Annotated in this window: 9 protein-coding genes, 8 tRNA genes, 2 rRNA genes and 1 pseudogene; 19 read left to right on the forward strand and 1 reads right to left on the reverse strand. The window is 59.0% G+C overall.

From position 1 onward, the window contains the following. The 12 genes from BM063_RS16565 to BM063_RS16620 all read left to right on the forward strand — a co-directional run. Positions 1 to 132, forward strand: a 23S ribosomal RNA gene (locus BM063_RS16565); the annotation flags it as partial. A 65-nt stretch (positions 133 to 197) separates the two neighbouring features. After that, a 5S ribosomal RNA gene (gene rrf, locus BM063_RS16570) occupies positions 198 to 314 on the forward strand. Between the two features lie 73 nt (positions 315 to 387). Continuing rightward, positions 388 to 462, forward strand: a tRNA-Asn gene (locus BM063_RS16575). A gap of 1 nt (position 463) precedes the next feature. Then, positions 464 to 539: transfer RNA gene (locus BM063_RS16580), tRNA-Thr, on the forward strand. A 4-nt stretch (positions 540 to 543) separates the two neighbouring features. Next, positions 544 to 619: transfer RNA gene (locus BM063_RS16585), tRNA-Glu, on the forward strand. 48 nt (positions 620 to 667) lie between these two features. After that, positions 668 to 743 (forward strand) — tRNA-Val (locus tag BM063_RS16590). Between the two features lie 18 nt (positions 744 to 761). Beyond that, a tRNA-Tyr gene (locus tag BM063_RS16595) sits at positions 762 to 847 on the forward strand. A gap of 4 nt (positions 848 to 851) precedes the next feature. Continuing rightward, positions 852 to 926: transfer RNA gene (locus BM063_RS16600), tRNA-Gln, on the forward strand. A 7-nt stretch (positions 927 to 933) separates the two neighbouring features. Continuing rightward, a tRNA-Lys gene (locus BM063_RS16605) sits at positions 934 to 1009 on the forward strand. A gap of 5 nt (positions 1010 to 1014) precedes the next feature. Beyond that, positions 1015 to 1089, forward strand: a tRNA-Gly gene (locus tag BM063_RS16610). A 285-nt stretch (positions 1090 to 1374) separates the two neighbouring features. Next, positions 1375 to 2277 (forward strand): arginase, encoded by a 903-nt coding sequence (rocF, locus tag BM063_RS16615; protein ID WP_092041698.1) that lies wholly within the window; start codon positions 1375 to 1377, stop codon positions 2275 to 2277. 381 nt (positions 2278 to 2658) lie between these two features. Continuing rightward, on the forward strand, positions 2659 to 2967 hold the full coding sequence (locus BM063_RS16620; RefSeq protein ID WP_092041681.1) for a hypothetical protein: 309 nt from the start codon (positions 2659 to 2661) through the stop codon (positions 2965 to 2967). 51 nt (positions 2968 to 3018) lie between these two features. Here the strand turns inward: BM063_RS16620 and BM063_RS16625 are convergent. Next, positions 3019 to 4019, reverse strand: a pseudogene (locus tag BM063_RS16625) (glycerophosphodiester phosphodiesterase family protein). A 148-nt stretch (positions 4020 to 4167) separates the two neighbouring features. On the opposite strand from BM063_RS16625, the gene BM063_RS16630 reads away from it, so the two are divergent. The 7 genes from BM063_RS16630 to BM063_RS16660 all read left to right on the forward strand — a co-directional run. Next, positions 4168 to 4698, forward strand: a complete 531-nt coding sequence (locus BM063_RS16630; protein ID WP_177199249.1) for an SgrR family transcriptional regulator — start codon at positions 4168 to 4170, stop codon at positions 4696 to 4698. A gap of 134 nt (positions 4699 to 4832) precedes the next feature. Beyond that, complete coding sequence (gene ppc / locus BM063_RS16635; RefSeq protein WP_092041700.1) at positions 4833 to 7619, forward strand: phosphoenolpyruvate carboxylase; 2787 nt, start codon at positions 4833 to 4835, stop codon at positions 7617 to 7619. 118 nt (positions 7620 to 7737) lie between these two features. After that, positions 7738 to 8550 (forward strand): diadenylate cyclase CdaA, encoded by an 813-nt coding sequence (gene cdaA / locus BM063_RS16640; protein WP_092041686.1) that lies wholly within the window; start codon positions 7738 to 7740, stop codon positions 8548 to 8550. Further along, the gene (locus tag BM063_RS16645; protein ID WP_092041689.1) at positions 8543 to 9751 is read left to right on the forward strand and encodes a CdaR family protein; all 1209 of its coding nucleotides are present in this window, start codon (positions 8543 to 8545) and stop codon (positions 9749 to 9751) included. The genes cdaA and BM063_RS16645 overlap by 8 nt, the downstream gene beginning before the upstream one ends. 149 nt (positions 9752 to 9900) lie before the next feature. Then, entirely contained in the window at positions 9901 to 11238 is a 1338-nt protein-coding gene (gene glmM / locus BM063_RS16650; protein WP_092041692.1) for a phosphoglucosamine mutase, read from the forward strand. A 411-nt stretch (positions 11239 to 11649) separates the two neighbouring features. After that, positions 11650 to 13476 carry a glutamine--fructose-6-phosphate transaminase (isomerizing) gene (gene glmS, locus BM063_RS16655; RefSeq protein ID WP_092041695.1) on the forward strand — a complete coding sequence of 609 codons (1827 nt, stop codon included), beginning with the start codon at positions 11650 to 11652 and terminating at the stop codon, positions 13474 to 13476. Between the two features lie 97 nt (positions 13477 to 13573). Continuing rightward, on the forward strand, positions 13574 to 13850 hold a 277-nt coding region (locus BM063_RS16660), incomplete at its 3' end, for a transposase (RefSeq protein ID WP_092041708.1).

Genomic DNA, 13850 nt, shown 5'->3' on the forward strand with positions numbered 1-13850 from the left:
AGATGAGATTTCCCACTCGCAGGCTTGCCTGCGAGGTAAGACCCCTCGGAGAAGACGAGGTGGATCGGTCCGAGGTGTAAGCGCAGCAATGCGTTCAGCTGACGGATCCGAATCGGTCGAGGGCTTCTCCTTGCACCTCCACGCACTTGATCCCGTAGCCAATTTTGAGGGTGCGAAACATCCTCAGCCACATGCCGTCTGGTGGCAATAGCGGAGGGGACCCACCCGTTCCCATTCCGAACACGGAAGTTAAGCCCTCCAGCGCCGATGGTACTGGGGGCGGGAGCCCCCGGGAGAGTAGGTCGCTGCCAGGCGGCCACCCCAAAAATTTCATCTTGATATTCGCCGTGCATTGATGTATACTATATCTTGCCGTGAGGCGAATGATCCTCCGTAGCTCAATGGTAGAGCGCCCGGCTGTTAACCGGTAGGTTGCAGGTTCGAGTCCTGCCGGAGGAGCCATGCTCCCATAGCTCAGCAGGTAGAGCGCTTCCATGGTAAGGAAGAGGTCACCAGTTCGAGTCTGGTTGGGAGCTCCAGCGTGGCCCGTTGGTGAAGTGGTTAACACACCAGCCTTTCACGCTGGCATGCAGGGGTTCGAATCCCCTACGGGTCACCAGACACGAGTTGGGGGTTGGGGATGCTTGCCTCGCCCCCACTTTCATTCGGACGGTTAGCTCAGCTGGGAGAGCACCTGCCTTACAAGCAGGGGGTCGGCGGTTCGAGCCCGTCACCGTCCACCAATGGCTGGGGGTTGTCATGGAGGGGTACCAAAGTGGTCAAATGGGGCGGACTGTAAATCCGCTGGCGTATGCCTTCGTAGGTTCGAATCCTACCCCCTCCACCAACAATGGGGAGTAGCCAAGTGGTAAGGCAACGGACTTTGACTCCGTGATGCGTAGGTTCGAATCCTACCTCCCCAGCCAGCGATTTGAGCCATTAGCTCAGTTGGTAGAGCACCTGACTTTTAATCAGGGTGTCCCAGGTTCGAGTCCTGGATGGCTCACCACTTATGCGGAAGTGGCTCAGGGGTAGAGCACCGCCTTGCCAAGGCGGGGGTCGCGGGTTCGAATCCCGTCTTCCGCTCCAAAGGAAAAGCCTTCGCGTCAGCGAAGGCTTTTTTGTTTGCCAGACTCCTCGCGACGGGCCTTCGGATGCTTGGGAAAGAGACCGGCGGATCAACGGGCATCCGGCAATTTCCGTGAATAGGAAGCGGTTTCCCTCCAAAAACATGCATAACGAGTCGTGATCATGAAAAAATATTCGATATTGGGGGCTTATTTCAACTGTGGTACAATGAAGCCGCCAGGCATGTGTCGGGGTAGGAATACGAAGTCATCTCTTGCGGATTGGATGGAGGGAAATCCGATGGTCATGGAGAAAAAGCCGGTGACCGTGATCGGTGTTCCGATGGATCTGGGAGCGGGACGGCGCGGGGTGGACATGGGGCCCAGCGCAATACGCTACGCCATGCTGAAGGAGAAGTTGATCCAATTGGGTTACGAGGTGGAGGATGTGGGCAATCTGCATGTTCCCACCCCGGAAACCCATCAGGTCGTGGACCCCAGGCTGAAGTATCTGAAGGAGATCGCTTCGGTATGCGAAACCCTGGGTAGAACCGTTTCCGAGACGGTGGAGCGCGGGCGTTTTCCCCTGGTGCTGGGAGGCGATCACAGCATCGCCATCGGCACCATCGCCGGCGCGGCCAAGCATCGAAAGCGGCTGGGCCTTATCTGGTTCGATGCCCACGGCGATCTGAACACGCGGGAGACGACGCCCTCCGGCAACATCCACGGCATGCCCCTTGCCGTCAGTCTGGGATACGGACATCCGGATCTTGTCAACTGTCTGGGATTTACTCCCAAAGTGCAACCGGAAAATGTGGTGCTCATCGGCATTCGGGATCTGGACGAAGGGGAACGGAAATTGATCCGCCAATTGGGAATCCGCGTGTTCACCATGCACGATATCGACCGCTTGGGAATGGGAGCCGTCATGGAGGAGGCCCTGGAGATCGTTACCCGGGGAACGGACGGCGTTCATCTGAGCCTGGATCTGGACGGGCTGGATCCCAAGGATGCGCCGGGGGTGGGAACGCCGGTGGAAGGCGGGCTCACTTACCGGGAGAGCCATCTGGCCATGGAGATGTTGGCCGAGGCGAATGTCCTCACCTCCGCCGAATTTGTCGAGGTCAACCCGATCTTGGACAACGGAAATCGAACCGCCAAGGTGGCGGTGGCCCTGATCGAATCCGCTTTGGGAAAGCAAGTGATTTAAGTCCAAAGGTTTGTTTTCTTCCTTCAAAGAATGAGAAAACGGACGAAGAATGAGCCCGGAAGCTGACCGTGTAAATTCACGGGCTCCTTCTGTTTTTTTTGGTATTCCCCCTTTGATGCCTTCATGTCCCACAAAACATATGAGGATTGAGTTGAAGGCAAAGCGGGAAATAATACGAACGGGACGGCTGCATCAACCTTGCTTTCCCGAAAATCCCCAAACGGGCGTGCGCAGGCTACGGGTTTTTCACCATTTTTTTACAAAACATTTCATCAAATTAAAATCCCATTTCAACAACATCAAATTCAATTCCATATCTGTAAGCGAGAGGAATGGGTCAAATTGAGTTCGTCTGTGTCGGATGAACATGGAGGGTCTTCCGTGTATCATTACGAAAAGCTGGTGTTTCAACGAGACGGTTGGTGGCATGCCCTGCTGATCATCACCACCCGGGGGGGCGGGACGAACCGGATCGTCGACTTCGGACATTTCCGGGATGAGATGGCCGCCCGCACCGCTTTGAAGACCGGAATCGCGCTTCACAGGCGCGATTTAAAAAACCGCACCGATCAGTTTGATCAATATGTAAAAAGTTTGCTGCACGCACACCGGAGGCCCGTCACCCTCTCCTCTCAAAAAATGCGGGGGGATCAGCCGGCGCATGATCCTCTCAAATCGGGCGGCCGGTAAAAACGGCGAAAAAAAGGCCTCTCTCCGCCGCGGGAGGGGCCGGTGTGTTTTTCAAGGCCTTTCGTTTTTGAGCAAGGGGCCGATGCGGTCGATCCGGTTGGTCCAGATTCCGCCGGAGTAGCCCTTCGGCAAGTCCTTTAGATCCTCCGGCCGGTCGAACCCTCCGGAGAAGCCGTCGACGTATTTGACGAGGATCACCCGCGTCCCGGCCCGTTCCATCCGGCTGAGAAAGCGGTTGGGCCATCCCCAAAGCCAGGCCGCATATTGCTCCGGAATGTGGAGCTGCGTTTCCCTGCAGGCCTTCGGGACGATCCCGGTCCATCCGAGCGCCTCGTATTGGAGCAGGCATCGCTTCAGCGAGGCCATGGACATGGTGCGAAGTTCGGGGAGGCGTTTTTCCAGTTCCGCGATCGGCCGGTCTCCCCCGTACACCGCCAATCGCTCCAGCCGCTCGGGGGGAGCCGGGCGAGCCGATCGGCCAGAAGCACCCCCTCTTGGGGGTCGTCGCTCTTGATGTGAATCAGCAGCGACCGGTCCGGAAAGGCGGACAACACTTCGCCCAGGGACGGCATCAATCCGATGCCCTTCCCCCGAAAGGGATATGTCTTGCCCCCGTCCGCCGTGTAACCGTAACCGATGTCCAGTTTCTTCAGCTCCTCCATGGTTTTCTCCCGCGTGACGCCGCGGCCGTCCGTGCGACAATCGAGGGTCCAGTCGTGGAAAACGGCGAATTGGCCGTCCTTGGTCGGATGCACATCCAGTTCGACGATGTCGGCGCCGTATTCGAAGGCGGCGCGCATGGAGGGAATTGTGTTTTCGAGGTACGGATGCTCCGGCGGGTGGATGCGGGTGGCGGTGCAGGTTTCATCGGTGACGCCGGCGATGTCAAAGGTTTGACCCAAGCCCCGATGGGCCAGGAGGAACGGCCCGCTTTCGGGCGGGTCGGCGAGAAGCGAACTGTTGTTGAGGTAAAGAAAGATCAACAGGGCGAAAAAGATGAGGAGTTTTTTCCGTTTGGCTGCAATTTGCAAAACCCGTTGAACCTGATTCATGTTTTACCACCACCTGTCCTTTGCAGATTCCATGGTATCCGAAATCGGACGGGGGAAAAAGGGGATTTCTCTCCGGTTTTTGTCTCCTTTTTTGTTTGCGCAGGATCGGTTACAATGTTTGTACGAAAATCTTTTCAGGTGGGATTTCATGAATTCGATCGAGCACTTCCTCGAATTGCGGTTGCACTTTCAAAAGGTGGAGACCCACCGGTCCTTCGAGGTAAGTTTGGAGGAACTGGCCGAGATCCTGAACTGTTCCACGCGCAACGTGAGGCGGTTGCTGAAAAATATGGAAAAGGAAGGGCTTGTTTTCTGGAAACCCGGTGGGGGAAGGGGAAGGCGATCGAGGCTGTACTTCAGGTGTTCCCTGAAAAAGGCCCTTTTGTCCCACATGGAGGATCTGCTCAGACGGGGAAGGTACAGGGAAGCGGTGGACTGGATCAAGCGGGAGGGACTGCCCGCCGAGGTTCGCGATGCCTGTTTTCGAAAGTTGCTGTTGGAGTTCAGTTTTCCCCGCATAGACTGGACCGATTGCATCCGCATGATGGAACAATCTTCGGGAAGGTTCAAACCGGTTCTCATTTCATCCGCCTCCGGCAAATGGATGATCGTGGAAGACGGAAGGAGCCCGGCGGCGACTCCGGGCAGAACCCGTTTTTCCCGGATGATTAAGCGTTAATGGAAAAGGGAATAAAAAGGGAGAATGCCCAATTTTTCATACAAAGGCTTTTTGTTGCCTTTCCGGGACTTGATTTGTCCAACCCGTGGAATTTTGTCCAGGTTGAAATGAGGGTTTGTCAGGGGGGTGGCGCCATGAGTCAGCGAGCCATGACGATGGATATGGAGAAAGATCATCCTCTTCGCAGGGATGTCCGCTTTCTGGGTCACATTCTGGGCGATGTTCTCGTGATGGAAGGGGGACAAGCCCTTCTGGACATCGTGGAGAACATCCGGGAGATGACAAAACAGCTTCGCGTCTCCTTCGACCCCGCCGTGTTGAGAAGATGCAGGGACCTGATCCGGGGTCTGTCCCCTGCGATGCGGAGAAATGTGATCCGGGCCTTTGCGATATATTTTCAGCTGGTCAATATTGCCGAACAGAATCACCGCATCCGGCGCCATCGCGAATATCGCCTCTCCAGCGGAGTGGTGCAGCGCGACTCCATCGCCAGCGCCGTGCGCAAGCTGAAGGAGCGGGGGCTTTCCGCAGAGCGCGTGGAACAGGTGCTCCGCTATCTCTCATTGGAGCTGGTCATCACCGCCCATCCGACGGAGGCGATGCGCCGGACGGTGCTGGATATCCACCAGCGGATCGCCGAGCGGGTGATGGAGCTGGACAACCCGTTCCTCACCGAAGAGGATCGGGAGCGGATCCGGGAGGAGATTCTGGCGGAGGTGCACACGCTGTGGCAGAGCGATGAACTTCGCCATCGGAAACCGACGGTGATGGATGAGGTCAAGAACGGGCTTTATTATCTGGACGAGACCCTGTTTGACGTGCTGCCGGACGTGCACGGGGAGTTGGAAAAGTGCCTCCGCCAGGAGTATCCGGAGCACGACTGGCACGTTCCCACCTTCCTGCGGTTCGGGTCATGGATCGGCGGCGATCGGGACGGCAATCCTTCGGTGACGCCGGAGGTGACCTGGAACACGCTGAAGCTCCAGCGGGATCTGGTGCTCAGCAAGTATGAGCAGGCCGTCCGCAAGCTGCTCCAAAAACTGAGCCACTCCACCCGCAACGCCAGGGTTTCCGACGAGCTCCTCCGTTCCCTCGAGCGGGATCGGGAGGAGGTGAGTCTGGAAGATATCGATCAGGGGGAGTGGCGCAACGAGTACGAACCTTACCGCCGGAAATGCACCTACATGCTGGCCCGGTTGCGTCACACCCGGCTTGATCGGAAGGAGCGGGGGATTTACGCGGGATCGGAAGCCTTTCTGGCCGACCTGCGGCTTCTGGCCGACAGCCTGCGCCTCCATCGGGCCCACGCCCTGGCTGATCGGGAGGTGTCCCGCCTGATTCGCCAGGTGGAACTGTTCGGTTTTCACCTGGTGACGCTGGATATTCGTCAGCACAGTGCGGAACACGAAAAGGCCTTGACGGAAATTTTGGGCAGCCTGGGCATCGTGGCGAATTACGGGGCGCTTTCCGAAGAAGAAAAGATGAAGCTGCTTACGGAACTGTTGGCCGATCCCCGCCCCCTCACCTCTCCCTACATGCGCTTTTCTCCGGAGACGGAGCAGACCCTGGAATTGTTCCGGGTCATCGCCCGGGCGAAAGAAACCTTTGGCGAAGAGGCGATCCGAAATTATTTGATCAGCATGACCCGGGGAACCAGCGATCTCCTCGAGGTGGTGTTGTTCGCCAAGGAAGTGGGGCTGTTCCGCAGGACGGGGGATCGCGTCACGTCGCGGCTTCATGTGGTCCCCCTGCTGGAGACGATCGACGATTTGCACCGGGCCCGGGAGATCATGGAGGCGTATTTCCGCCATCCGGCCTTTGTCCCCGCCGAGCGGGAAGGGCACCGCTATCAGGAGATCATGCTGGGCTATTCCGACAGCAACAAGGACGGGGGCATGTTGACGGCCAACTGGGAGCTGTACCGCGCCCAGCGGGAGCTGTGCCGGCTGGCCAGGGAGTACGGGATCAACGTGAAATATTTCCACGGGCGGGGCGGAGCTCTGGGGCGCGGCGGTGGGCCGCTGAACCGGAGTATCGAGGCCAAACCGCCGGAAACGGTGCTGGGCGGCGTGAAGATCACGGAACAGGGAGAGGTCCTTTCCTCCCGTTACGCCCTGAAGCCGATCGCTTCCCGAAGCCTGGAGCAGGCCACCTCGGCGCTCCTGTTGTCCGCGGCGGCCGCCGTGACCGGAGAGGGAAACGAACCGGAGCAGCCGTGGGTGGAGGCGATGGACGAGATTTCCGGTTACGCTCTGGAGGAATACCAGCGGCTGGTGTTCAAGGATCCGGCTTTCCTGTCCTTTTTCCACGAAGCCACTCCGCTGCCGGAGATCGGCGAGCTGAAAATCGGCTCCCGACCGACGCGCCGAAAAAACAGCCGGGCCTTCGAGGATTTGCGCGCCATCCCGTGGGTGTTCGCCTGGACCCAAAGCCGCTATCTGTTCCCGGCCTGGTATGCGGCGGGGACGGGTTTTGCCCGGTATGTGGAGAAGCATCCGGAGGGCATGCGCCTTCTTCAGGAAATGTTCCGCCGGTGGCCCTTTTTCCGTTCGCTGATGAACAACCTGCATATGGCCCTGGCCAAGGCGGATCTCGTCATCGCCCGGGAATACGCTTCTCTGGCCAGCGATCCGAAGGAGGGGGATCGAATCATTCGCATCATCGAGGAGGAATACCGAAGGACCCGGGAATTGTCCCTGGCGATCACCGAACAGAAAGAGATTCTCGACCACGTTCCCGTCATTCAGGAATCGATTCGGCTGCGGAATCCCTACGTCGATCCCCTCAGTTTCATCCAGGTGGATCTGCTCGGAAAGCTTCGCTTAAAAGAAGAGAAGTCGGAGGAAGACAAAGAGGAAGTGTTGGAGCAGGTTCTCCTCACCATCAACGGAATTGCCGCAGGGCTCCGGAACACGGGCTGATCCGAGCCGGGGCCGTTTCTTTTTGTCTTCTGCCGTTCAAAGGATTGGGAATCCCGTCCCCGGAGGTTGTAGTATACTAGATGGTAGCGAAGACGGTATTTGACCAACGGAGGCGCCAATGGATGTTCTCGGCGGATTGACCCGATACTTGAGCGATGTAGTGGACATTCTGATCATCAGTTACATCATTTACAGGTTGCTGCTGCTGCTTCGGGGGACCCGGGCGGTTCAACTGCTGAAGGGGCTCACCGTGGTGCTGGCCGCCTGGGTGTTCAGCAGCGTTTTTCAATTGTCCACCCTTCAATGGTTGATCGAGAACCTGTTTTCCGTCGGCGTGATCGTTCTCTTCATCATTTTCCAGCCCGAATTGCGCCGGGCTCTGGAGCAGCTGGGACGGGGCGGCTTTTTCGGGCGCAGCCGGCAGATGGAGGATCAGCTCGTCACCAAGATGGTGGGGGAGCTGATCAAGGCGATCGGGCATCTGTCGAAGCGGCGAATCGGTGCGTTGATCATCATAGAGCGCGAGACGGGGCTTTCCGACTACGTCGAGTCCGGAATCCGTCTGGAAGCAGCGTTGAGCGCGGAGCTTTTGATCAACATTTTTCTTCCCAACACCCCTCTGCACGACGGCGCGGTGATCGTCCGCAAGGACCGGATCATGGCCGCCGGGTGTTACCTGCCTTTGTCCGAAAATCCGTTTATCAGCAAGGAACTGGGGACGAGGCATCGCGCGGGAATCGGCATGAGCGAAGTGTCCGACGCCATTTCCGTGATCGTTTCCGAGGAGACGGGAAGCATTTCCCTGGCCATTCACGGACAGTTGGAACGGGGGCTTTCGGAGGAGGAATTGCTGACCCGGTTGTATCAGGAGTTGAAGCCGGCGGAGCGGAGGGCCAACTTCTGGGTCCGAAAGGGGGACCCTGATGGATAAATGGTTTGAGAGCGATACCGTTTTAAAACTGGTTGCCCTCGGCTTGGCGATCATGTTGTGGATGACGGTGAACGAGAAGCCCTTTCCCTTCACCCGGGGGGAAGAGGTGCAGACGACCATTCGCAACGTGACGTTGGAGGTATTGTACGATAAGGAGAGGTTGGAGCTGACGGAGGCGCCCCCCACAGTCAATCTGAGGCTTTCCGGGGCCCCTTCCTCCATCAACCGCATCACTCCCGACTCGTACCGGGTCTACATCGACCTGAGGGATCTCGGGCCGGGCAAGCATCGGGGCATACCCGTGAGGTGGTCCGGCTTTCCCTCCGGAGTCAAAGTGGAGTCCGATCCGAAGGCGGTCAGCGTGACGCTGGAGGAGAAGCAGCAGATCGAAATGCCGGTTCAGGTGGACCTGGTCGGCGATCTTCCAAGCGGTTTCAAGGCGGGAGAGCCGGTGATCAAACCGACGAAGGTGTTGGTTCGGGGTTCCGAATCGCTTCTGGAGGAGGTGACGGCGGTCAAGGGGGTCGTCAACGTCAAAGGATCGACCGAAACCGTTTCCCGATCCGTCGCGTTACAAGTGTATGGGGAAAACGGGCCCCTTCACAAGGTGGAAGTGACCCCTTCGGTGGTTGAGGTGGAAGTGCCGATCACCGCTCCGGACAAATCGGTCCCCCTCAAAGTGGATGTGGCGAAATACCCACCGGAGGGATACGCCATCGCCAGCCTGACGACGGATGTGGACCGGGTGACCGTGTACGGGCCCGAGGAGACGTTGAACGGATTGGAGGTATACCCCGGCCCTTCGCTGGATTTGTCCGGTGTGACCAAGGATCGCACCTTTGAACTGCCCATTCCGCCGGTGGATGAACGCCTGAAAGTGGAACCGAAGACGGTAAAGATTTCTGTGACCATCGTCAAAGCGAAGACGAAAAAGCTGGAGAAAGTGCCGATCCGCGTCAACGGTTTGGGGGACGGGCTCAAGGCCGAGGTGGTTTCTCCCAAAAGCGGCAAAATCGATCTGGTGGTCGTCGGAGCGCCCAAGCTGCTGGACAACATCAAGCTGCAGGATATCCGTGCCGTCGTCGATGCTTCCAATTTGCCTCCGGGAGAGCACATCCGGCCGATACGGGTCAATCTCCCGGCCTATGTCCAATTGAAGGGCAATCCGAAGCTGGAGGCGAGAATCCGGATCAAACGATAAAAGAGGCATGCGGATCCAGGTTCCCCGGGCTGCTCTTCCCGGGGATCCTTGTGACCTCTGCCGCCTGCGTCGAATAAAGATGATCCGGAGAGAAGAAAAGCGAAGGTGACGCGGAGGCATCGTGGGACGTGGCAGAAGGAGGATCAACGATGGGGAAATATTTCGGAACCGATGGCGTGCGGGGAGTGGCCAACCGGGAACTGACGCCGGAGCTGGCTTTCCGTTTGGGGCGTTGCGGCGCCTATGTGCTTGCGAAACAGGAAAAAAGACCCCGGGTGCTCATCGGACGGGACACGCGGTTGTCCGGGGAAATGTTGGAAGCGGGCCTGGTTGCCGGAATGCTTTCCATCGGCTGCGACGTGATCCGGCTGGGGGTGATCACCACTCCCGGAGTGGCCTATTTGACCCGGGCGCTGGGAGCCAGTGCGGGCGTGATGATCTCCGCCTCCCACAACCCCTTTCACGACAACGGGATCAAATTTTTCGGGCCTGACGGGTTCAAATTGTCCGATGAAACCGAAGCGGCCATCGAAGAGTTGCTCGAAGGGCCGGACCGGCTGCCCCGGCCCGAAGGGGAAGGGATCGGCAGGGTGGAGGATCGTCCGCAGGAGGTGGAGCGATACCTCGAATATCTCAAACAGACGATCGACACCGACCTGTGCGGCCTCAATCTCGTCGTCGATTGCGCCAACGGCGCCGCCTCCGAACTGGCCCCCCGGCTGCTTCGGGATCTCGGAGCCGACGTGATCGCCATTTGTTCCGATCCCGACGGCATGAACATCAACGTGAACTGCGGCTCTACCCATCCCGAAAGGCTGCAACGGGAAGTGAGGGCCCGCAAGGCCGATGCGGGGCTGGCCTTTGACGGAGACGCGGATCGCCTGATCGCCGTCGACGAAAGGGGGCAGCTGGTGGACGGCGATCACATTCTCTGCATTTGCGGCGGCTATCTGAAGGAGCGGGGCAACCTGAAGGGGGATGCCGTCGTCGCCACCGTCATGAGCAACATCGGCATGTTTAAGGCCCTGGAATCGAAGGGGATCGCCGTCAAGAAGACCCGGGTAGGCGACCGCTACGTGATGGAGGAGATGCGCAGGAGCGGCCACAACCTGGGCGGCGAGCAGTCCGGCCACATCATTTTCCTCGACCACAGCACGACGGGGGACGGCCTGCTGACCGCCCTGCAGCTGCTTCAGGTGATGAAGGAAACGGGACAGACCCTCGGCGATCTGGCCGGGGTGATGACGAAGTATCCGCAGCTGCTGGTCAATGTTCCGGTGAAGGACAAAAACGGCTTGAACGGAAATGAGGCCATCGGAGAGGCCGTCGCCAGGGCGGAGGAGCTCCTGGGGGAAGAGGGACGCGTCTTGATCCGCCCCTCCGGCACGGAGCCGCTGATCCGCGTGATGGCGGAGGGTCCCGATGAGGAGACCCTGAAGCGATTAGTGGAAGAGATTGCCGAAACGGTCAGGCGGGAGCTGGCCTGACAAGGATTGCGGGTGACGGTTCGGGACGAATGCCACACGGAGTTCCGGTTGTTTGCATAATCTGTGGATATGTCGACGGATTTTTTCCTGAAAGGGGGTGAGGCCCGGAGAGAGGCCCGAAGCGAGCCCGTCTTTATTGCCGTAAGCGCCAGGACTGCGGCGGGCGGCCGCAGTTGACGAGGTGGAGGTTGATCGAATCATCGGCGGATGCCTCCCGGCCCGGCATCGGGGCCGCGGAGCCGGAGCGGAAAAGAACGGGGCGACCCGTTTGACAACCCGCTCCGGCGCGATGCCCGGCAAACCGGACGGACGCCATGCCTGTAGAGAGAAAGAGAGGACGGAGAGGACCGTCGGCTCTCTCCCGGCGAGGGAGCGAGGCGGGCCGGACGATAAAGGGGGTTTACCGGAACGATGTGTGGCATTGTCGGATATATCGGACCGAAACAAGCCCAGGGCATCCTTGTGGAAGGGCTTCGGAAGCTGGAATACCGCGGATATGATTCCGCGGGTCTGGCGGTGTACAATGGGGAAACGCTGGGGGTGTGCAAGGCGGAGGGACGCCTTTCCGAGCTGGAACGCCGTCTTTCCCGCCAATCGTTGCCCGGACAGCTGGGAATCGGTCACACCCGGTGGGCGACCCACGGAAAACCGTCGGATGAAAACGCCCACCCGCACATGGACATGGCGCAACGCTTCGCCGTCGTCCACAACGGGATCATCGAAAACTATCTGGAGCTGAAGGAGGAACTCCTGGCCAAGGGCTGTTCCTTCCGGTCGGAGACGGATACCGAGGTCGTCGCCCATCTGTTGGCCGATCAGTGGGACGGCGATCTGGTGTCCACGGTGCGAAAAGCGGTCCGCCGGATGAGGGGGGCCTACGCCCTGGCCATCATCAGCGAATTCGAACCGGACAAATTGGTCGCCGTCCGGCTGGCCAGTCCGCTGATTGTCGGCGTCGGAGACGGAGAAAACTTCATCGCCTCCGACATTCCCGCCATCCTGGAACACACGAGGGATTTCTACGTGCTGGAGGACGGGGAGATGGCCGTGATCACCCGCGACGATGTCCGCTTGATGAAGACGGACGGTGAGCCCGTCGAGCGGGAGACGCTCCGGGTGGACTGGGATATCGTCACGGCGGAAAAGGGCGGTTACGATCATTTCATGCTGAAGGAGATCCACGAGCAGCCCCGGGCGATCCGCGATACCCTCACCGGACGGGTGAAGGGCGGACAGGCGGATCTTTCCAGGGAAATCGCCCTGTCTCCGGAGGAGCTCCGGGAGATCGAGCGCATCCATTTTGTCGCCTGCGGCACGGCGTATCACGCCGGCCTGGTGGGCAAATACGTCATCGAGGAACTGGTGCGCATTCCGGTGGAGGTGGATGTGGCCTCCGAATACCGTTACCGAAACCCGATCCTGACGCCGCGCACGCTGGTGGTGGTGGTCAGCCAATCGGGCGAGACCGCGGACACCCTGGCGGCCCTCAGGGAAGCGAAGAAAGCGGGATCCCGGGTGCTGGCCATCACCAACGTGGTCGGCAGCACCGTCGCCCGGGAAGCGGATGATGTGTTCATCACCCAGGCCGGACCGGAAATCGCCGTGGCTTCGACCAAGGCGTACACTTCCCAACTGATCGCCATTTATCTGCTGGGGCTCTACCTGGCCTGGATCCGCGGCACCCGCTCCGAGGCGGAGCTGGCCGAAGTGGTGAAGCACCTGGAGGGGCTGCCGGAACTGGCGGAGCGGACGCTGCAGCTGGAGGGTGCCGTCCGCCTCTTGGCCGCGGAAATCGCCAAAAAGGAAGATTTGTTCTACATCGGCAGGGGGCTGGACTATGCCGTCGCCCTGGAGGGTTCCCTCAAGCTGAAGGAGATCACCTACATTCATTCCGAGGCCTACACCGCCGGGGAGCTGAAGCACGGAACCCTGGCCCTGATCGAGGAGGGGGTGCCGGTGATCGCCCTCGCCACCCAGACGGCCCTTTACGACAAAATGGTGAGCAACATCGAGGAAGTGAAGGCCCGGGGAGCCCGGGTGTTGGGGATCGCCCTGGAGGGGGACGAAGAGCTGCACAAATTGGCGGATGAGGTGCTGACCATTCCGCGCACGCTGTCCCTCCTTACGCCGGTGTTGACGGTGATTCCCCTGCAGCTTCTAGCTTATCACGCCTGTGTCGCCCGGGGATATGACGTGGATAAGCCGCGCAACCTGGCAAAGAGCGTCACGGTGGAATAACGGTCAGGAAGAAAAACCCCGTTCCAACGTGAAGTGCACCCCTTAAAGTAGACACAGGAAAACACCCCTGTGAAAATTACTTTAAGGGGTGATTTTCGTGGCAAGAAAAGGACAGAAATTCAAGACATATAGCTTTGAACTGAAAAAGAAGGCAGTGGAAATGAGGCTTCAGGGCATTCCCAAGGCAAAGATTGCTGAAGAGCTGGGGATTCAAGATGTGGGGCGATTAAAGATCTGGATGCGGAAATACCGGGAACAGGGCGATTTTGGGCTAATGGAGCACAGAGGGAGGCGGAAAGAGTACAAGGACCTGGAACGGGAAGTCAAAAGGCTGCGACTGGAGAATGATGTCCTAAAAAAGTGGCTGGAGATTT

Source organism: Planifilum fulgidum (genome assembly GCF_900113175.1).
In the GTDB taxonomy this organism is placed as follows: domain Bacteria; phylum Bacillota; class Bacilli; order Thermoactinomycetales; family DSM-44946; genus Planifilum; species Planifilum fulgidum.

Coding starts and splice junctions, on each gene's coding strand:
- rocF (WP_092041698.1), top strand. CDS start 1,375: ATGGAGAAAAAGCCGGTGACCGTGATCGGTGTTCCGATGGATCTGGGA.
- BM063_RS16630 (WP_177199249.1), top strand. CDS start 4,168: ATGAATTCGATCGAGCACTTCCTCGAATTGCGGTTGCACTTTCAAAAG.
- ppc (WP_092041700.1), top strand. CDS start 4,833: ATGAGTCAGCGAGCCATGACGATGGATATGGAGAAAGATCATCCTCTT.
- cdaA (WP_092041686.1), top strand. CDS start 7,738: ATGGATGTTCTCGGCGGATTGACCCGATACTTGAGCGATGTAGTGGAC.
- BM063_RS16645 (WP_092041689.1), top strand. CDS start 8,543: ATGGATAAATGGTTTGAGAGCGATACCGTTTTAAAACTGGTTGCCCTC.
- glmM (WP_092041692.1), top strand. CDS start 9,901: ATGGGGAAATATTTCGGAACCGATGGCGTGCGGGGAGTGGCCAACCGG.
- glmS (WP_092041695.1), top strand. CDS start 11,650: ATGTGTGGCATTGTCGGATATATCGGACCGAAACAAGCCCAGGGCATC.